This window comes from Paraburkholderia sp. HP33-1, assembly GCF_021390595.1.
GTDB lineage: Bacteria > Pseudomonadota > Gammaproteobacteria > Burkholderiales > Burkholderiaceae > Paraburkholderia.
The window spans coordinates 1,511,497-1,528,600 of the sequence record NZ_JAJEJR010000002.1 but is presented as its reverse complement, the minus strand read 5'-3'; the positions used below and the strand labels follow the sequence as shown (position 1 = coordinate 1,528,600).

The 17,104-nt window shown below is 64.9% G+C and carries 18 protein-coding genes; 12 read left to right on the top strand and 6 right to left on the bottom strand.

Annotated features, from left to right (window positions below; all coding sequences use genetic code 11):
- Window positions 1–137: 137 nt before the first annotated feature.
- On the top strand, window positions 138–824 hold the full coding sequence (locus L0U81_RS22935; protein WP_233805779.1) for a hydrolase: 687 nt from the start codon (window positions 138–140) through the stop codon (window positions 822–824).
- Window positions 825–920: 96 nt separating this feature from the next.
- Here the strand turns inward: L0U81_RS22935 and L0U81_RS22930 are convergent, their stop codons facing one another.
- Entirely contained in the window at window positions 921–1,844 is a 924-nt protein-coding gene (locus L0U81_RS22930) for a LysR family transcriptional regulator (protein WP_233807904.1), read from the bottom strand.
- A gap of 156 nt (window positions 1,845–2,000) precedes the next feature.
- Between L0U81_RS22930 and L0U81_RS22925 the strand changes: the two genes are divergently transcribed.
- From L0U81_RS22925 to L0U81_RS22900, 6 genes are all read left to right on the top strand, one after another.
- A complete protein-coding gene (locus tag L0U81_RS22925) occupies window positions 2,001–2,168 on the top strand; it encodes a DUF1427 family protein (RefSeq protein WP_233805778.1) in 168 nt (55 codons plus the stop codon).
- 36 nt (window positions 2,169–2,204) lie between these two features.
- Window positions 2,205–4,094, top strand: coding sequence for an amidohydrolase (locus L0U81_RS22920; protein WP_233805777.1), 1,890 nt, complete (start codon window positions 2,205–2,207; stop codon window positions 4,092–4,094).
- Window position 4,095: 1 nt separating this feature from the next.
- Complete coding sequence (locus tag L0U81_RS22915; RefSeq protein WP_233805776.1) at window positions 4,096–4,542, top strand: DoxX family protein; 447 nt, start codon at window positions 4,096–4,098, stop codon at window positions 4,540–4,542.
- Between the two features lie 44 nt (window positions 4,543–4,586).
- A complete protein-coding gene (locus tag L0U81_RS22910) occupies window positions 4,587–5,501 on the top strand; it encodes a glyoxalase (protein WP_233805775.1) in 915 nt (304 codons plus the stop codon).
- Window positions 5,498–6,193 (top strand): YoaK family protein, encoded by a 696-nt coding sequence (locus L0U81_RS22905; protein ID WP_233805774.1) that lies wholly within the window; start codon window positions 5,498–5,500, stop codon window positions 6,191–6,193. The genes L0U81_RS22910 and L0U81_RS22905 overlap by 4 nt, the downstream gene beginning before the upstream one ends.
- A gap of 91 nt (window positions 6,194–6,284) precedes the next feature.
- On the top strand, window positions 6,285–7,739 hold the full coding sequence (locus tag L0U81_RS22900) for an alginate export family protein (RefSeq protein WP_233805773.1): 1,455 nt from the start codon (window positions 6,285–6,287) through the stop codon (window positions 7,737–7,739).
- Window positions 7,740–7,812: 73 nt separating this feature from the next.
- Here the strand turns inward: L0U81_RS22900 and L0U81_RS22895 are convergent, their stop codons facing one another.
- On the bottom strand, window positions 7,813–9,096 hold the full coding sequence (locus L0U81_RS22895; protein WP_233805772.1) for a phospholipase A: 1,284 nt from the start codon (window positions 9,094–9,096) through the stop codon (window positions 7,813–7,815).
- 310 nt (window positions 9,097–9,406) lie between these two features.
- On the bottom strand, window positions 9,407–11,410 hold the full coding sequence (locus tag L0U81_RS22890) for a bifunctional DedA family/phosphatase PAP2 family protein (protein ID WP_233805771.1): 2,004 nt from the start codon (window positions 11,408–11,410) through the stop codon (window positions 9,407–9,409).
- 151 nt (window positions 11,411–11,561) lie between these two features.
- On the opposite strand from L0U81_RS22890, the gene L0U81_RS22885 reads away from it, so the two are divergent.
- Both L0U81_RS22885 and L0U81_RS22880 read left to right on the top strand, forming a co-directional pair.
- Window positions 11,562–11,951: a hypothetical protein gene (locus L0U81_RS22885; protein WP_233805770.1), complete on the top strand. Its 390-nt coding sequence runs from the start codon at window positions 11,562–11,564 to the stop codon at window positions 11,949–11,951.
- Window positions 11,952–11,998: 47 nt separating this feature from the next.
- A complete protein-coding gene (locus L0U81_RS22880; protein ID WP_233805769.1) occupies window positions 11,999–12,475 on the top strand; it encodes an OsmC family protein in 477 nt (158 codons plus the stop codon).
- 51 nt (window positions 12,476–12,526) lie between these two features.
- Here L0U81_RS22880 and L0U81_RS22875 read toward each other — a convergent pair whose 3' ends face one another.
- Both L0U81_RS22875 and L0U81_RS22870 read right to left on the bottom strand, forming a co-directional pair.
- Entirely contained in the window at window positions 12,527–12,760 is a 234-nt protein-coding gene (locus L0U81_RS22875; RefSeq protein ID WP_233805768.1) for a hypothetical protein, read from the bottom strand.
- A 74-nt stretch (window positions 12,761–12,834) separates the two neighbouring features.
- The gene (locus L0U81_RS22870; protein WP_233805767.1) at window positions 12,835–13,305 is read right to left on the bottom strand and encodes an Lrp/AsnC family transcriptional regulator; all 471 of its coding nucleotides are present in this window, start codon (window positions 13,303–13,305) and stop codon (window positions 12,835–12,837) included.
- Window positions 13,306–13,461: 156 nt separating this feature from the next.
- Between L0U81_RS22870 and L0U81_RS22865 the strand changes: the two genes are divergently transcribed.
- Entirely contained in the window at window positions 13,462–14,142 is a 681-nt protein-coding gene (locus L0U81_RS22865) for a LysE family translocator (RefSeq protein ID WP_233805766.1), read from the top strand.
- A 169-nt stretch (window positions 14,143–14,311) separates the two neighbouring features.
- Window positions 14,312–14,638 (top strand): YnfA family protein, encoded by a 327-nt coding sequence (locus L0U81_RS22860; RefSeq protein WP_233805765.1) that lies wholly within the window; start codon window positions 14,312–14,314, stop codon window positions 14,636–14,638.
- 37 nt (window positions 14,639–14,675) lie between these two features.
- Here L0U81_RS22860 and L0U81_RS22855 read toward each other — a convergent pair whose 3' ends face one another.
- Window positions 14,676–15,188: a DUF1993 domain-containing protein gene (locus L0U81_RS22855; RefSeq protein WP_008922220.1), complete on the bottom strand. Its 513-nt coding sequence runs from the start codon at window positions 15,186–15,188 to the stop codon at window positions 14,676–14,678.
- Between the two features lie 308 nt (window positions 15,189–15,496).
- On the opposite strand from L0U81_RS22855, the gene L0U81_RS22850 reads away from it, so the two are divergent.
- On the top strand, window positions 15,497–17,056 hold the full coding sequence (locus L0U81_RS22850) for a S53 family peptidase (RefSeq protein ID WP_233805764.1): 1,560 nt from the start codon (window positions 15,497–15,499) through the stop codon (window positions 17,054–17,056).
- Window positions 17,057–17,104: the final 48 nt, after the last annotated feature.

The window sequence follows — 17,104 nt, the reverse complement described above, 5'->3', positions numbered from 1 at the left end:
GGGTGTTCTTTCGGCGGGTTTGCGTGTTAAATGGCGAGGGCTGGATGTCGCAGCCCCCGGCGCGATGAACGATGAAATCCTCCCGGTCATGCCGGTGAGGCGGGTTTCTTGTCTACCTATTAGAGGAGATGTACGTCATGAGCAATCCGAAGCTTGAAGTACTCACTCCGCAAAACAGTCAGCTCATCATCATCGATCAGCAGCCTCAAATGGCATTCGGCGTGCAGTCCATGGACCGTCAGGCGCTCAAGAACAATGTCGTCGCACTGGCCAAGGCGGCCAAGGTGTTCAAGATTCCGACCACGATCACGACCGTCGAGTCGGAGAGCTTCTCAGGGTTCACGTACCCGGAACTGCTCGACGTGTTTCCAGGCCAGAAGCTGCTCGAACGTACCTCGATGAACTCATGGGACGACCAGAAAGTCCGTGACGCGCTTGCCGCGAATGGCCGCAAGAAGGTGGTCGTGTCGGGGCTGTGGACGGAAGTCTGCAATACGACTTTCGCACTATGCGCAATGCTCGAAGGCAACTACGAGATCTACATGGTGGCCGACGCCTCGGGCGGCACGTCGAAAGACGCGCATGACTTCGCGATGCAGCGCATGGTCCAGGCGGGTGTCGTGCCGGTCACCTGGCAACAGGTCATGCTCGAATGGCAGCGCGACTGGGCACGCCGCGAAACCTACGACGAGATCATGGCGATCGCGAAGGAGCACTCGGGCGCATACGGCATGGGCATCGACTATGCGTACACGATGGTCCACAAGGCCGCGCAGCGCACGGCCACACCGCATGAGGCGCTGGCGGCCGTACCGGCGAAGTGAACGTGCGTCGTAGTGGCTGCAACGGGCGTGGCGTATTCCTGGCGAATGCGCCGCACCGGTGAGCACGCATGCGCAATGCTGACTGCCGTTTTGCAGTCAGCTCTCGGCCATCGCCCATGGGGCGTGCGCCAGATGCTCGACGAGAATTTCGAGCAACGCGGTGACGCGCGGCGTGCGTACGACGCTCGGTGGCGTAATGAGGTTGACATCGATGTCGGCGATTCTCCAGTCGCACATGACCTGCTCGAGCTCACCACGCTGCAGTGCGTCCCACACCAGGAACTCCGGTTGAAAGGCGAGACCATGTCCCGCGATCAACGATGGAAGGAGCACGTCGGCGTTATTGCTGCGCACGCGACCGCGCACGGGCACCGCATATTCGTCGTCCGAGGTCATGGAGCGGAAGCGCCAGTATTCGGGAGTCGGCAGGCTCGTGTCGGTCAAGGTCGCGTGTCGTTCGAGATCGCGCGGGTGTTCGGGGCGTCCGTGCCGCTCGAGGTAGGCGGGCGAGGCCACCAGCCGCCGGCGTACCGTGCAGATGCGGCGCGAGCTTACCGAGGAATCGCTCATGTCGGCAATGCGGATGGCCACGTCGAAGCCGCCCGAAACGATGTCAACGGGATGATCGGTGAGCACGAGGTCGACGTCGACGCTCGGGTGGTGCTCGAGAAAGGCGGGAAGCAGCGGTGCGACATGGAGCAGGCCAAACGACGTCGGGGCGTTGACGCGCACGACGCCATGGGGTTCGAGCGCGAGAGCGGATGCCTCGCTTTCGAAGACCTCGGCGTTGGCGAGCAGTTGAACCGCCCGGTTGCGCAACCGTTCGCCGGTCGGGGTGAGCGACAGCTTGCGTGTCGTGCGGTACAGCAGCATGGTGCCGAGGCGGTGTTCGAGACGGGCAATGGCTTTGGAGACGGTCGGTTGCGAGATGCCGAACAGGTCGGCGGCCTTCGCGAAGGAGCCGGTCTCCGCAACGCGCGCGAAGATGGCCCAGGCTTCAAGATCAGGAAGATTTTGCATATTGGCGCATGTTGGCAGTGGAATCGACGAGCGTCTGCAGCGCGCACTTAGTGCGCTGAGGACGACCCAATGCAACCGGGGGACGTGCGGCAGAACCCGGGGGGACGAACCGGGATGTAATCACCTGCATTCTATGCTGTCAGAGAGGGCGATCATATGAAACCGTATCTCGTGTCACTGGGGGCAGGGTTGCTGGCAGGTGTGATCTACAGCGCAATCAAGATTCGGTCGCCCGCGCCGCCGCTCGTTGCCCTTATCGGCTTGCTGGGCATGGTGATCGGCGTACAGGCCGTGCCAGCCCTCAGGCAGTTGTTCGGACTTTGATTGAACTGAACATAGTGAGCGAAGCAAGGAGCGCACATGAGCACAACCGGCAATCAACCCGACCTGATTCTTCATAACGGACGGTTCACCACGCTGGACCCAAGCAACCCCACCGCCACGGCAGCGGCGATCGCCGATGGCTGCTTCGTGGCAGTCGGCAGCGATGCTGACGTTATGCCGCTTGCGGGCCGTGCGACCCGGGTTGTCGATCTCGGCGGCCGGCCCGTGTTGCCAGGCCTGATTGACAATCATCTGCACTTGATCCGCGGCGGCCTCAACTACAACATGGAGCTGCGCTGGGACGGCGTGCCCTCGCTCGCGGTTGCCATGGAGATGCTCAAGCAGCAGGTCGCGATCACGCCCGCGCCGCAATGGGTACGGGTGGTCGGCGGCTTCACCGAGCACCAGTTCACGGAAAAGCGTCTGCCGACCATCGAGGAACTCAATGCGGCGGCGCCCGATACGCCCGTGTTCATCCTGCATTTGTATGACCGCGCGCTGCTCAACGCCGCCGCGTTGCGTGTCGTGGGCTACACGAAGGACACGCCTGAGCCGCCAGGAGGCAAGATCCTGCGCGACGACGCGGGCAATCCCACCGGGTTGCTGCTTGCCAATCCGAATGCCGCGATCCTCTACGCCACGCTCGCGAAAGGCCCGAAGCTGCCGCCCGAGTATCAGTACAACTCGACGCGCCACTTCATGCGCGAGCTCAATCGCCTCGGTGTGACCGGCGCGATTGACGCGGGCGGCGGCTTTCAGAACTTCCCAGAGGATTACGAAATTATCCGCAAGCTGCATGACGCGGGCGAGATGACCATTCGCGTCGCGTACAACCTTTTTACGCAGAAGCCGAAGGCCGAAAAAGAGGACTTCGTGAACTGGACCAGCACGGTCAAGTATCACGACGGTACAGATTACTTCCGTCACAACGGCGGGGGCGAGATGCTCGTGTTTTCGGCGGCCGACTTCGAGGACTTCCGCGTGGCGCGTCCTGAACTGCCGCCCGAAATGGAAGGCGAACTCGAAGGCGTGGTGCGCGTGCTCGCGCAGAACCGCTGGCCGTGGCGGCTGCACGCCACTTACGACGAAACCATCAGCCGCGCGCTCTACGTGTTCGAGAAGGTGAACAAGGAGATCCCGCTAAGCGGCCTGAACTGGTTCTTCGATCACGCCGAAACGGTTTCCGAGCGTTCGATGGACCGCATCGCGGCGCTGGGCGGCGGCATCGCGGTGCAGCACCGCATGGCCTATCAGGGCGAGTACTTCGTCGAGCGCTACGGCGCGCAGGCTGCGGAAGCCACGCCGCCAGTAGCGAAGATGCTCGCGAAAGGCATCAAGGTTTCGGCCGGCACCGACGCGACCCGTGTAGCGTCATACAACCCGTGGGTGTCGCTCGCGTGGCTCGTGAGCGGCAAGACGGTCGCGGGCCTGCGCATGTATCCGCAGCGCAACCTGCTCGACCGCGAAACGGCCCTACGCATGTGGACCGAGTACGTAACCTGGTTCTCGAACGAGGAGGGCAGGAAAGGCCGCATAGCGGTCGGGCAACTGGCGGATCTGATGGTGCCTGACCGCGACTTCTTCGCCTGCGCCGAGGCCGATATCGCCGCCACCACGGCCTTGCTGACGGTGGTCGGCGGCCGGATCGTCTGGGGCGCGGGCCCGTTCTCGCAGTATGACGCGCCGATCCCCCCGGCGATGCCTGACTGGTCGCCGGTGCGGCGCTACGCCGGTTACGGTGCATGGGGCGCGGCGCGGGGCGGAAGCGCTCCGCTGCAGCGTGCCGCCGCGGCCGCGGCGTGCGGCTGCGCGCGCGCGTGCAACGTGCACGGTCATGGGCACGCGGTCGCATGGGGAGGTGCGCTGCCCGCCGGTGATGCGAAGGCATTCTGGGGCGCGTTTGGTTGCTCGTGCTGGGCCATCTGAGATGACGGCGCTGAGCGGCAGCAGCAACCCGGCATGGATCCGGACGCTCCTTGCGCAGCCATGGGTGGCGCCGCTCGTGCGTCTCGCGCTCGTGTCGGCCTACCTGATAGGCGGCGTGAACAAGGCGCTGAACTTCGACAGCGCGATCGCGGAGCAGGCGCATTTCGGCCTGCATCCGCCCGCGCTCTGGGCTGCGCTCGCAGTAGCGGTGGAGATCGTTGGTTCGCTTTGCGTGGTCTTTCGGCGCTATACGTGGCTCGGTGCTGGCGGACTCGCCGTGCTGACCGTCGTCGCGATGGTGGTGGCCAACGACTTCTGGAATGAGACCGGCACCGCGCGCTTCATGGCGCTCAACAGCTTTTTCGAGCACGTGGGGCTGATCGCCGCGCTCGTGCTCGCGACCATGCTCGGCGATGTGAATCATGCGGCGGGCGGCAGCCGCGACTGATCTGATCGTTCCGAAAGGAAGCCGAAACAACAGGGAATCCCGTCATGAGAACAATTCGCTCCGCATTGCTTGGCCTGACGATCGCGGCCGCTCTCGCCGTCGCGCCCGTCTCGTTCGCGAAGCCGCCCGTCATGCCCGCCGCAACGCCGACGCTTGCCGTCGGTGCGCAATACGACACGACCCACGTATACGTCGCGCCCGAAGATTTCGACCGTTTCACCGACAGCTTCGTCGCGACGTTCGGCGGCCGCAAGTCGAAGCAGGGCGTATTCCAGGTCACGCCCACGCCGAGCCAGACGATGTCGCAGCTCGTCTTCACGCCGTCGGGCACGATTTCGGTGTTCGGCTTCAAGACGCCGATCCCCTGGCCGTTCGGCGCGGAGCGTTCCGGCTATCTCGTGACCAATATGGACACGGCCATGAAAGTAGCGCGCGACCACGGCGCGGATGTGATCGTCGACACGTTTTCCGACCCGATTGGCCGTGATGCGGTCATCCGCTGGGGAGGCGGCGTGAACATGCAGCTCTACTGGCATACCGAGGCGCCGCGCTACGACCCGTTGGAGAAGATTCCAGAGAATCGGGTCTACGTTTCGCCCGATAGCTTGCATAAGTTCGTTCACGATTTCGTCAAGTTCTCGAACGGCAGAGTGGTGTCCGACGTGGCGAACGCGCCAGGCATCGAAGTCGGACAGCCGGACGGCACCTATCGACGCGTGCGCATCGAGTCGGGCTTCGGCAAGATCACCGTGCTCGTGACGAACGGTCATCTGCCTTACCCGTACGGGCGGGAAACGACGGGCTACGAAGTGGCCGATCTCTCCGCGACGCTGGAGAAGGCGAAGGCTGCAGGCGTGAACGTGCTCGTGCCCGCGTTCACCTCGGACGGGCGCAACGCCGCGATCGTCCAGTTCCCTGGTGGTTACATCGCCGAGATCCACGCCAACGCTGCGAAATGAAGTCCGAGGACACGATTCTTTCCGCGATTGCGGGCTTCGTCGATACGCTGAGCTTCGTTGCGCTGTTCGGGCTCTTCACCGCGCACGTGACAGGCAACTTCGTGCTGATCGGCGCCGGCGTTGCGGGCTTCGGTCGCGGCGTGTTGCTCAAGCTCATCGTGTTTCCGGCATTCGTCGGCGGGGTGGTCGTGAGCAGCCTGCTGGTGCGATCGCTCTCCGAGCGGCACGCACGGCAGGGCTCGCGCCTGCTTCATACAGTGCAGGCCGTGCTCATGTTCGGCTACTGCCTGGCCGGCGTCTGGGCGACGCCCGTCACGCAACCCGAAAGCTTCGCGGTCACGGTGGCGGGTATCGTCGGCGCGTTTGCGATGGGCGTGCAGAATGCGCATCCCAAGCTCATCAAGCGCGCCAGCGTGCCGAATACCGTGATGACGGGCAACGTCACGCAAGCCATCCTCGATGCGGTCGACATGCTATCGGCCGACACGTCCGAGAGCGTGCGCGATGTCGCACGCGCACGATTCGCGACGATGCTGCCAGCTATCGTCGCTTTCGCGATCGGGGCGATTGCTGGGGCTTTGGGTTACCGCCACATGGGATTCTGGGCGCTACTCGCGCCGGCGTTCGCGCTCGTGGCGCTCGCCATGACCACCGGGGAGCACGAACGCGCGGCCACACCTGGCCACGCTTGAGGCTGCAGCTTAGGGAGAATGGCCTCGATTGCGCCCGCCGCGCGTACAAGCGGGCGCACATAAACACAAGTGGACAACGGGGAGGGACATCATGGTGTCGACTGCAAGGCGCGGGCGTCGATTCGAAAAGGCCGCGAGCGTCGCGGTCTACGCGGGTCTGCTGCTGACGTTGGCCGATGCGGCATACGCCGATGCGCCCGCACAGTCGGCCGTCCCGACGCCGACCACCGCGTGCGATGCCAAACGCCCGGTGGTGATGTTCAATCGCTGGCAGGAAGACTGGTCGGTGCTCGCGAATCCCTGCGTACCGCGCAAGCCGCTCGACAGCCTGAAGTACATACCGCTCGGCGCCGACCCTTCGTCCTATCTGTCGCTCGGGGTGAACCTGCGCGAGCGGATCGAAAGCAATAACGCAACGCTGTTCGGCATCGGCACGCAGTCGGATACGTATCTGCTCCAGCGCATCCAGGTTCACGCCGATGCACATCTCGCCGACCATTGGCAGTTCTTCGTGCAACTCGAAGATGCGCGCGCGTTCGGCAAGAACGTGGTCACGCCGGTCGACAAGAACCCGCTCGATCTCGAGCAGGCATTCGTGACCTATACGGGCGCGCTTGGCGGTGGCACGTTCAAGTTTCGCGTGGGCCGCCAGGAAATGGCATTCGACCTGCAGCGGTTCATTTCCGTGCGCGACGGCCCCAACGTGCGCCAGGCCTACGACGCGATCTGGGCCGACTACGAATACCAGAAATGGCGCTTCATCGCCTACGCGACGCAACCCGTGCAAAATCGCGACGCCACCGTGTTCGACGATGTGTCGAACCGTAACCTCACCTTCAGCGGCGTGCGATTCGAGCGCAAGGCGGTAGGGCCGGGCGATCTGTCCGGCTACTGGTCGCTCTACAGCCGCAGCAACGCGCAATACCTCGACGCGAGCGGCAGCGAGCGGCGCGATGTCTGGGATACGCGTTACTTCGGCACGTACGGTCGCTTCAATTGGGACATCGAAGGAATGCTGCAGACGGGGACGGTCGGCAACGACACGATCCTCGCGTGGGCCGTCGGCTCGATCGCGGGCTACAAGCTCGACATGCCGTGGTCGCCGCAAGTTTCAGTGCAGGTCGACGCGGCTTCGGGTGACCGTCATCCGCACGACGGCCGACTCGAGACCTTCAATCCGTTGTTTCCGAATGGCTATTACTTCACGCTCGCAGGCTATACGAGCTATGCGAACCTGATCCATATCAAGCCGTCCATCACGCTCAAGCCAACGGCCAATCTCGCCCTGCTCGGCGCACTGGGCTTTCAGTGGCGCCAAACGACTGCGGACGCCGTGTATCAGCAGCCGCTTCAACCCGTGCCACGCACCGCAGGCAAGGGCACCCTATGGACGGGCATGTATCTGCAACTTCGTGCCGACTGGACGATTGCCGCCAATCTGATCGGTTCCATCGAAGCCGTGCACTTCCAGGTGGGCGACTCGATCAGGCAGGCCGGCGGGCACAACGCGGACTACGCCGGTATCGAGCTCAAGTACGGGTGGTAGGTCCTGTTGAGGCGGGAGATCAATGCAACACTCCCGCTCTTGGTCGGCGCCTACAGAGAACTAACGTCATGTGTCAGCGCGACACGGCGAAGCCAATTCGCGCGGCCCAGCGGTGCTGGTTGTAAGCGAGAAGATCTTCTGCGTAGCCGTTGAAATAGTTGAGAAACAGATACCCGCCCCAGGCACTGCCGAACAGCTTGGCGAGCGGGTAGGTAAATTGTACGTCGACGCTTCCATAGGTCGATTTCGTGCCCTTTCTCAAGGTGGTCGCGAGCTGCCAGCCATCCGGGCTGCCGTATTTGACCAGCAGGTCGACATAGCCGCGATAGTTGGCGATATCCGAATTCGTGTCCTGCTTGTGTGTGTACCCGTAGATTTTCGGTGCAACGGTCAGGTGGTTGGCATTGAGGTCGCCGAATTCCCAAATCGGCTTCACGTACAGGATGTCGATGCCGCGCGAATCGGGACCGGCGGTCCCGTTCGACTCGTGCTCGTAGCCCGTCTCGACGCCCATCCGGGTGAACCAGCTGGTCCTCCACCCGGTGTCCTCGAGGTAGTAGAAAAGCGCGGGCATGTAGCTCGTATCGTAGAACGGGTTCATATGCCCGCGGATATCCCAGAGCGAAGTCTGCGTGTAGGCAAAATAGAGGTTGTCGAGAAAACGGCGTGAGCGCGGATCATCGGGCAAAACGAAGCGGAACTTGAAGCTGACCTGGAATTTGGCAAGACCGTTGTCCGATGAGTCCCAGCCATCGGCGAAGTACGTGGGTTGGTAGAGCGACAACCGCCCTGCGAGGAAGGTGCCGATGTCCGGCACCAGCGAATTCGTGGGCTTCACGGTCGAAGGCGGTATTTGCGTGGCGATCGATTCGTTGCCGGCCATCGGCCCTTCTGCTGGCGCGATCGCAAGCGGTGCGGATGCGGACGCAACCGCCGCCGCAGACGCGGGTGCGGCCGTTGCGGCGCTGGCCGTCGCCGCGCTCCGAGGCATGCGCGTGAGCAGGACCACCGAAGGCGATACGTCGACGCCGGGCACGTCGACGCGAAGCGCACCGCGCGCCCACTCGGGCCACGGCGCGCTATAGCTGATCGCCTTCATCTCACCGGCCGCGAGCCGCACATGCTCGGGCGCGCCGGATTCGCGCGTGAGCAGAACGGCCCTTGGCAGGGCCTCGCCGTTGGTCAGCGTTACGCTCAAGGTGCGAGGCACGTCAACCGACGTGCCGGAGGAAGCGTCGCCGGTGTAGACGATCGTCACCACGAGCGGTTCGTCGGACCTCGCTTCGCGCGGCGGCCGCAATATGGAAACCCCAGCGACGCTATACGCGGAGTAGCTGCCGAGCACCAGCGCGCTCATGCAAAGCGACAGGCTGGGGAGCAGTTTGGAAAATGAGCTGGAAAGCGGACTTGAAGATAATCGGGAAACACGCGAGCGGTAGCTGCGTATGGCGGACTGGCGGTCTTTCTTCACGCGAGATATCAATCGATTCCGCACGCGGAGCTCCTATTGATCTACGAGTTCAGGTCGCAATGAGACGATGGCTTTAAACCTTACGATTGGGTACAAAATCAGGACCGGCGTGTTTCAGAGAAAATGCGGCAATGGACGCCGGTTCCTGCTATCTGGTTTTAGTCCATTTTGCGAGTGACATACAGGGAGATGCCACTCATTCCATCGGCGAGACGAGCAGCGACACCGGCACGCCATGACAATCGACCTCTGCGAGGACCGTCGCGCCGAGCCCGGCAGCCGCCTTGGCGCGAGCGTCGAACGGGCCGGCGTCGCGGTCGATGCGCAGAATGTTCAGCGGCCAGGAAGGCCGCGTCAGTCGCTCGTGCGCGAACGCGCCGACCCACAGCGGCGCCGCGGCGGTGCCGTTGTCGACCGCGTAGCCGCTAGGCCAGAAGCGCAGCACGTAGCGTTCCTCGCGCGATTCGCCCGGCCGCGTGAAGACCAGCGACGACGGCACGCCGTTGTTCAGCTTCGGCAGCACCGGCAGCGACACGGCGGCGACATCGGGCGAGGCGAGCGACAGCAGGCTGTGCGCGGACACGTCGGTCCCCTCGACCCAGCCCTGCGCGCGCAACTGCTCGCGTAGCGAAGCGGGCTCCGAGACCCATTGCAGCGTCAGCGGCTCCTTGTGATCGCCGCCCATGTCGGAGCGAAAGCACGGCAGGCGCTTCCACCCGGAGAGCTTCCACTGCGCCTGCGTGAGTTGTACGGGCGGTGGTTGCGGCGCGCTGTCCGGCGGGGTCGGCATCGCGACCCCGAGTTGCAGGCCGACGCTGAGCGCGATGATCGCGAGCACCACGAGCGGCATGACCGGGCGCTGCGCTGGCGGCTGCGGATGCCGCCACATCGCGGTCAACGCGATCAGCGCGACCCACACATACGCGAGGGCCGCGCCGCCGATCGCGTCGGACACCCAGTAGCGGCCGAAGTAGACGCCCGCGAGCGCGACCACGATCACGACGACGATGCTCGCGCCCGCGACCAGCACGCCTTCGAGCTTGCCGACCCGGCGCGCGAGCAGGAACGCGAGAAAGCCGTAGACGATCACCGTCGCGGCGACGTGATTACTCGGAAACACGTATTGGCTCGCCATCAGCTCATTGGGTGGCGCGCGGTGCATCGCGAGTTGCAGGCCGAGAATCAGCAGCTGCGAAAACACGACCGCCGCGAGCCAGTAGCTGATCGTGCGCCAGCGCCGCTCCCACACCATCCACAGCGCGACCGTGACGACCAGCACGATCAGTGTGATACCGCTGCCGAGTGTCGCGAGCGCCGCGAGCACCGTGTCACCCCACGGCGTGCGCACCGATTGCAGGAAGTGATAGACGGACAGGTCGATGGTGGTCAGCGGATCGCCGCTGATGACATCGTCGAGGACCCCGACGAAAAGCGCGCCGGCCACCAGCACGATCAGCGACGTCAGGAGCAGGTGGGTCGCATCGGGCGTGTCGGGGTCGAGCATGCGACGCGCGGCGCGGCCAAGCGGACCCGGATGGCGGCACGCCCAATTGCCGAGATGACGGCCCGCCGCGCTCGACCACGCGTTCGCGTGCGACACCAGAAATCCCGCGCCGCGAAAGCTGAGCCACACGATGCACAAGAGCATCGCGATGATCACGACGAGCCGGAACGATACCGCGCCGGCAAGCAGCACCGATGCGCCGAACACGACGCCGGGCAGGATGTGCGCGGGCGCCCACAGCAGCGCGGAGAGCACGTTGATCGCGTAGAAGCGCAGCGGCCGCATGCCCATCATGCCCGCGACGACCGGCACGATCGCCCGTAACGGGCCGATGAAGCGGGCGAGCACGACGCCTTTCGAACCATGCTTCACAAAGAAGCGCTGACCCGCGTCGAGCACTTCGGGATGGGTGCGGAACGGCCACAGAAGGACAATGCGCTCCTTGTAGCGATCGCCAAGCCAGAAGCTGATGCCGTCGCCGGCGATCGCGCCGGCGATTGCCCACACGAACACCCAGGCAAGGCTCAGCGAGCCGGTACCGGTCACGGCGCCGGCGAGGAACATCGCAGTGCTGCCGGGGATGAAGGTGCCGATGACCGCGACGGCTTCGAGAAAAGCGGCGAGGAAAACGACCGCGAGCATCCACGACGCGTGGCCGGCGAGCAGATGCAAAAGGTGGATGTAGGCGTGCTCCATCGTGCGCGAACGGCCGTTCTGGCGTAACGATCGATCATAACGCGCACGGACACGCCGTGTGCGCGGGCGGGAGCGCGCCGCTGTGCAGCGCTCGGGCGATCGGCTCAGAATAGACGTCGTAGCTCGGCGGATCGATGCGCTGGAGGTGGGTATGGACAGGACAACAGGTGGGATGGTGCGGTCGGCGTTGCTTGCGGCGCTGTTGACCGTGGGGGCCGCGGGGGCGATCCAGGCCCAGCAACTGGGCAATTCTGGCGGTAGCGGAAGCGCGACTAATGCGGGCACCAACGCGCGCGCCAATCCGTCCGCCGCCACCGGCAATGCGGCTGCCGGCGGCGCGATGGGCATCGGTACCGGCGTCAGTCCGACTGCCATGCCGGGGCCCGGCATGTCGCCTGGCGGCACGTATGGCCTCGGCGCCGGCGGCGGGACCGGCTCGGGCCCCACGCTCAACGACATGCGCGCGAACGGCACGGCGCTCTACATGAATCCCGACCCGCGCGCGCCGAACGTGACCGGCCGCGCGGCGCCGCCGCGCTAGTGCGCCGCGTATAGAATGCAGGTCCGATCCGACCACAGGGGAAGCGAATGGCACACGGCGAGCACAAGTACCGCGTTTCGGTGCAATGGACGGGCAACCGCGGAAGCGGCACGTCCGGCTACCGCGACTACGGCCGCGATCACGTGATCTCTTCTGGCGGCAAGCCGGACATTCCGGGCTCGTCGGATCCGGCGTTTCTCGGCGACGCGACGCGCTGGAATCCCGAGGATCTGCTGGTCGCGTCGGCGAGCGCGTGTCACAAGCTGTGGTATCTGCATCTGTGCTCGGAGGCGGGTATCGTCGTGCTCGACTATCGCGACGACGCCGAAGGCACGATGCTCGATACCGCTCAGGAAGGGCGCTTCTCGCAGATCGTGCTGCGCCCGCGCGTGACGATCCGCGCGGGCGGTGACGTCGAGCTGGCCACGCATCTGCATCACGTCGCGCATCAGAAGTGCTATGTCGCGAACTCGGTCAACTTTCCGATTCTCTGCGAGCCGGTGGTGGAGACGGACGTGCGTTGAGCCGCATCTGTCGGCGCGCCGGCTGAGCGCCGGCCGTCCGCTCGCGGGCGCTCAACGATTGCCGTCGAGCAGATCGCCGAGCAGTTCGTCAAACGCGGCCTGCGCGTCTTCGAGCTCCTGCAGCGCGGCGTCGAAAGTCTGCAACGCAAATTGCGAGGGTTGGCCGTTGCCGGCCGGCGGGAATTGCGATTGCAGCGACGCGAACGCCGTCTGCACCCGCTTCGTGGCGGTCAATACGCGCTCCATTGCGGCGGTTTCTTCGGCTCGCGCCTTGTCGTGATCCATGAGAGCTCCGGGGTCGTCGGGTTGCGTCGGAACGGCTCGCGCCGCTTAAAGGGGTGACTATGCCATGTTCGCGCTCAGGAGAGCGGCAGACCGCCATACGCTTTCACTTCGCGCAACGATAACGCCGATTCCACCGAGGTCACGCCCGGCAGACTGCGCAGTTGATCGCGCATGAACGTGCCGTAGTCGTCGAGGTCGCGCGCGACGATCTGCAGGATGTAGTCGGCGCTGCCCGAGACGTTGTGGCACGACAGGATACGCGGGATCGCCTGCACCTCGCGCTCGAAGCGCGCGGACACTACGCGGTCGTGGACGGCGAAGCGCACGAGCACGAATGCGACCACGCCCAGACCGAGCGCGGCGCGCGACAGCACCGCGCGGTAGTGGTCGATATAACCATCATTCTCCAGGCGCTTCAGACGCCGCGCGCACGGCGTCTCGCTGAGGCCGACCGTCTCGGCTAGACGCGCATTCGACATGCGGCCATCGTTTTGCAGCGCGGCGAGGATCGCGCGGTCGGTTTTGTCGAGGTCGTCGGCGGACATGGTTGGGATGTGGTTTTTTCGGGTTGGGGGAAGGCGCTATCAGATGTATAAATCTTAGCGCATTCCGCTATTTTTGATGCGGTTGGGGCAGAACTTCGCCAGCAAACCCTCCGCATCCGATAGCAACATGGAGTCTCTAAAAACAAGGAGGCTCCAATGATTTCCGCTCACCTGGTGGCCGTCTATGTGGCGGCATTGGTTGTCGTTTATGCGGTGCCCGGGCCGGACATGGCGCTGGTCCTGCAAACCAGTATTGCGCGCGGCGTGCGCAGCGGCTTTGCGGCCGCCGCGGGGCTCGGCGTGTCGCGCGCGACGCATGTGACGCTGTCGGCGTGCGGGATGGCGGCGCTGCTGCGCAACGCGCCGTGGCTGTACGATGCGGTGCGCTACGTCGGCGCGGTCTATCTCGCCTGGGTTGGAATCCAGATCTTTCGTTCGCCAGGATTTGCGCTGCCCGCTGGTGCCCGTGACGGGCAGGCCGCCGACGCGCCGCGCGTGGAAACCCCTGCTTCGAGCGATGCGGGCAACGCGTCGCGGCCGTTGCGGACCGCATTCGTCAAAGGTCTGCTGACGAATCTGCTCAACCCGAAGGCGCTACTGTTCTGCTCGGTGCTGTTGCCGCAATTCGTTCGGCCCGACGCGGGGCCGGTGGCGTGGCAGATGATTGAACTCGGCGTCGTGCTGTTCGTGATCGGCGCATGCTTCGACGCGTTGTATGCAATCGGCGCCGCACGCATCGCCCACTGGATGCGCGCGCATCCGTTCGCGCAGACGGTGCAGCGGTGGACGTTTTCGGCTGCGTTGATCGGGTTTGCGCTGCGGCTTTCGCTGGATTGAGACGTGGGGTTGGCGCGAGTTGGCTGGGTCGACGACCGGCGACGCCGAGCGCGCAGTACCCGGTGATTGTGTTAATAAAGCCGATAGCGCAGCCGGCCACCACGCCGGTGCACCAGAACAGGCGGCCGCGCGCACGCGCGGCGACACAACCACCTTCCCACGTCCTTCGATGAAGACCTTTCTGCTGTATGTCGTAACCGCTGTCGCCGAGATTCTCGGCTGCTACCTGCCATGGCGCTGGCTGAAGGAGGGGGGCTCCGCGTGGCTGTTACTGCCCGGCGCGGCAAGCCTCGCACTGTTCGCCTGGCTGCTGACGCTGCACGGCACCGCCGCGGGCCGCGTGTATGCGGCCTACGGCGGCGTGTACGTGGCGGTGGCGATTGCGTGGCTGTGGATCGTGGACGAGGTGCGGCCCACGCTATGGGACGCGGCAGGCGTTGCGCTGACGCTGGCCGGCATGGCGGTGATCGCATTCCAGCCGCGCCTGCACGCATGAGCAGGGCGCCGCGCGAGCGACGACCCGCCGGCCGCCTTTATTGCTGCATTCCGCCCAGATAATCGAGCTTGCCGAGTTCGACACCGTTATGACGCAGGATGTCGTATGCAGTCGTGACGTGGAAAAAGAAGTTCGGCAGCACGAAACCGAACAGATATGACACTCCCGTGAATTCGATCGGGCCCGGCCGCAGTTTCAGCGTGATCGTGCGGCTTTCCGAACCGTCGATCTGCGCCGCGTTGAATTCCTTCAGGTAATCGATCGTTTTCTGGATACGGGCCTGCAATTCGTCGAAAGTCTGCTCGACGTCCTCGAACTTCGGCGGCTCGACGCCGGCGAGGCGCGCCGCGCAACCCTTCGCGGTGTCACTCGCGATATACACCTGGCGCAGAAGCGGCAGCATGTCCGGCGCGAGCCGGGCATTCGTGAACACCGAAGGCTCGATCTGCTTCGCGGCGGCGTGCGCCTCGGCTTTACCCAGGATGGCCTGCAGGTTCGTGAGGCCGCGGATCAGCACAGGCAGTGATGCTTGATACATCGAAATTGACATGGGTTCCTCTGATTTCTCGACCGTGCGCGCAGGCGGCGCGCGCGGCAATGAAACGGCGGGAATGCCGCTTCAGCATCATAGCGTGTCGCCTCGTCGCAGCCCATTAGCCACTCGTACGACTGCCACGCGCGCCGGAACTGTGTTCGAATGCTTGGGTCGGACGGTGGAGCGAAGGTCTTGAACAACCCCTGCCGCATATCGCGCTAAACGAGGCGCCCCGGGCAGGTGCGTGGCGTGCTTGCCCACTGCGGGGCCGCGCGGTCAGATGTGATCGTGTGCGCCGCCACGCTAACAGGAGAGTCGATACCATGGTCACCAAGCATCCATTGCCGGGCAGCGAGCGGCAGGTCGAGCAGGGCACGAAGGTCATCGGGCAATGCGATCCCGCCGAGAGGATCGAAGTCTTCGTGATGCTGCGCCGCCAGCAGCAGGCGCAGTTCGACGCGTTGATGAGCCGCATCGAAGCGGGCGACCCGAGCGTGAAGCCGCTGTCGCGTGAAACGCTCGCCAAAGACTTTGGCGCTTTGCCCGACGACATCGCGAAGGTCCGCGCGTTCGCGGCCGCGCATGGGCTCGCCGTCGTGCGCGAAGATCCGGCGGCGCGCTCGGTGGTGCTATGCGGCACGATCGCGCAATTCGAGAGCGCGTTCGAGGTCAAGCTCGAACGTTACCAGCACCACATGGCTGGCCAGTTCCGTGGCCGCACCGGCACGATCAGCGTGCCGGACGATCTGCATGGCGTCGTCGAAGCGGTGCTCGGCCTCGACAACCGGCCGCAGGCGCGGCCGCACTTCCGCATCCGTCCGCCGTTCGTGCCGGCGCGCCAACAACAGGCGTCGTACACGCCGCCGCAGCTCGCGTCGCTCTACCAGTTTCCGCAAGGCGACGGCGACGGCCAGTGCGTCGGCATCATCGAGCTCGGCGGCGGCTATAACGCGTCGGACCTGAAGACCTATTTCGCGAGCCTTGGCGTGAGCGCGCCGACCGTCACGCCGGTCGGCGTCGATCAGGCCGGCAACAAGCCGAGCGGCGACCCGAACGGGCCGGACGGCGAGGTTACGCTCGACATTGAGATCGTCGGTGCGATCGTGCCGCGCGCGGCCATTGCCGTGTACTTCACCCAGAACAGCGACGCCGGTTTCATCGACGCGGTGAGCCGCGCGGTGCACGACACGACCAACAAGCCGTCAGTGATCTCGATCAGCTGGGGTGCGCCGGAATCGGTTTGGACCAGCCAGTCGATGCAGGCCCTCAACAGCGTGCTGCAGTCGGCGGCGGCGCTCGGCGTGACGATCTGCGCGGCCTCGGGCGACAGCGGGTCGAGCGACGGGTCGGGCGGCGGCGACCAGGTCGACTTCCCGGCCTCGAGCCCGTACGTGCTCGCTTGCGGCGGCACCCACCTTACAACGTCCGGTTCGTCGATCACGAGCGAGGTCGTGTGGAACGACGGCGAGCTGGGCGGCGCGAGCGGCGGCGGCGTCAGCACCGCGTTTCCCGTGCCCGCGTGGCAGCAGGGTTTGTCGGCCACGTTGACGGGCGGCGGCAACAAGCCGCTCAGCGGGCGCGGCGTGCCGGACGTCGCAGGCGATGCATCGCCGCAGACCGGCTACGACGTGCTGGTTGACGGCGCGCAAACGGTGGTGGGCGGCACCAGCGCGGTCGCGCCGCTGTGGGCCGCGCTGATTGCGCGCATCAACGCGGCGAAGGGACAGCCGGCCGGCTTCGTCAACGCGAAGCTGTACAAGGCGCCGGGCGTGTGCAACGACATCACGCAGGGCAACAACGGCAGCTTCGCGGCGTCGCCGGGATGGGACGCCTGCACGGGACTTGGTAGTCCCAATGGCGGGAAGGTCGCGGCCGCACTATAGTCTGCAACACGGGGCACGACAAACAACAACAAGACGTAAGAACAAGGA

Bases quoted from the DNA above. Each gene is read 5' to 3' on its own strand.
- L0U81_RS22935 (WP_233805779.1), top strand. From the start codon at position 138: ATGAGCAATCCGAAGCTTGAAGTACTCACTCCGCAAAACAGTCAGCTC.
- L0U81_RS22930 (WP_233807904.1), bottom strand. From the start codon at position 1,844: ATGCAAAATCTTCCTGATCTTGAAGCCTGGGCCATCTTCGCGCGCGTT.
- L0U81_RS22925 (WP_233805778.1), top strand. From the start codon at position 2,001: ATGAAACCGTATCTCGTGTCACTGGGGGCAGGGTTGCTGGCAGGTGTG.
- L0U81_RS22920 (WP_233805777.1), top strand. From the start codon at position 2,205: ATGAGCACAACCGGCAATCAACCCGACCTGATTCTTCATAACGGACGG.
- L0U81_RS22915 (WP_233805776.1), top strand. From the start codon at position 4,096: ATGACGGCGCTGAGCGGCAGCAGCAACCCGGCATGGATCCGGACGCTC.
- L0U81_RS22910 (WP_233805775.1), top strand. From the start codon at position 4,587: ATGAGAACAATTCGCTCCGCATTGCTTGGCCTGACGATCGCGGCCGCT.
- L0U81_RS22905 (WP_233805774.1), top strand. From the start codon at position 5,498: ATGAAGTCCGAGGACACGATTCTTTCCGCGATTGCGGGCTTCGTCGAT.
- L0U81_RS22900 (WP_233805773.1), top strand. From the start codon at position 6,285: ATGGTGTCGACTGCAAGGCGCGGGCGTCGATTCGAAAAGGCCGCGAGC.
- L0U81_RS22895 (WP_233805772.1), bottom strand. From the start codon at position 9,096: ATGAGCGCGCTGGTGCTCGGCAGCTACTCCGCGTATAGCGTCGCTGGG.
- L0U81_RS22890 (WP_233805771.1), bottom strand. From the start codon at position 11,410: ATGGAGCACGCCTACATCCACCTTTTGCATCTGCTCGCCGGCCACGCG.
- L0U81_RS22885 (WP_233805770.1), top strand. From the start codon at position 11,562: ATGGACAGGACAACAGGTGGGATGGTGCGGTCGGCGTTGCTTGCGGCG.
- L0U81_RS22880 (WP_233805769.1), top strand. From the start codon at position 11,999: ATGGCACACGGCGAGCACAAGTACCGCGTTTCGGTGCAATGGACGGGC.
- L0U81_RS22875 (WP_233805768.1), bottom strand. From the start codon at position 12,760: ATGGATCACGACAAGGCGCGAGCCGAAGAAACCGCCGCAATGGAGCGC.
- L0U81_RS22870 (WP_233805767.1), bottom strand. From the start codon at position 13,305: ATGTCCGCCGACGACCTCGACAAAACCGACCGCGCGATCCTCGCCGCG.
- L0U81_RS22865 (WP_233805766.1), top strand. From the start codon at position 13,462: ATGATTTCCGCTCACCTGGTGGCCGTCTATGTGGCGGCATTGGTTGTC.
- L0U81_RS22860 (WP_233805765.1), top strand. From the start codon at position 14,312: ATGAAGACCTTTCTGCTGTATGTCGTAACCGCTGTCGCCGAGATTCTC.
- L0U81_RS22855 (WP_008922220.1), bottom strand. From the start codon at position 15,188: ATGTCAATTTCGATGTATCAAGCATCACTGCCTGTGCTGATCCGCGGC.
- L0U81_RS22850 (WP_233805764.1), top strand. From the start codon at position 15,497: ATGGTCACCAAGCATCCATTGCCGGGCAGCGAGCGGCAGGTCGAGCAG.